The following is a 566-nucleotide window of genomic DNA, read 5'->3' as shown; positions in this document are numbered from 1 at the left end:
GCCGCCGCCCGGCTCTATGCCACCGGCGGGAACGCCGCGATCTACTACGGCCTCGGGGTGACCGAGCACAGCCAGGGCTCGACCATGGTCATGGGCATGGCCAACCTCGCCATGGCCACCGGCAACATCGGCCGCGAGGGCGTGGGCGTGAACCCGCTGCGCGGGCAGAACAACGTCCAGGGCTCCTGCGACATGGGCTCCTTCCCCCACGAGCTGCCGGGCTACCGCCACATCGCCGACGCAGGCGTGCGGGGGATCTTCGAGCGCGAGTGGGGCGTCACCCTCGACACCGAGCCGGGGATGCGGATCCCCAACATGATCGACGCGGCCACCGGCGACGCGTTCAAGGGGCTCTACATCCAGGGCGAGGACATCCTTCAGTCCGACCCCAACGTCCGCCACATCGCCGCCGGCCTGGAGGGCATGGAGTGCGTTATCATCCAGGACCTTTTCCTCAATGAAACCGCACGTTACGCGCATGTCTTCCTACCGGGCTCGACCTTCCTGGAGAAGGACGGCACCTTCACCAACGCCGAACGGCGGATCAACCGGGTGCGCAAGATCAC

General features: G+C 67.3%; 1 protein-coding gene. It reads left to right on the top strand.

Annotated features, from left to right (window positions below; genetic code table 11):
- Window positions 1-566, top strand: a 566-nt coding sequence (locus G7A99_RS24115; RefSeq protein WP_163144606.1) for a molybdopterin-dependent oxidoreductase, incomplete at both ends; no start/stop codon positions are given.

The sequence above is a fragment of the Arhodomonas sp. KWT genome (genome assembly GCF_010993615.1).
Note: the sequence above shows the minus strand (reverse complement) of the source record. Positions and strands in the feature narration are given on the sequence as shown.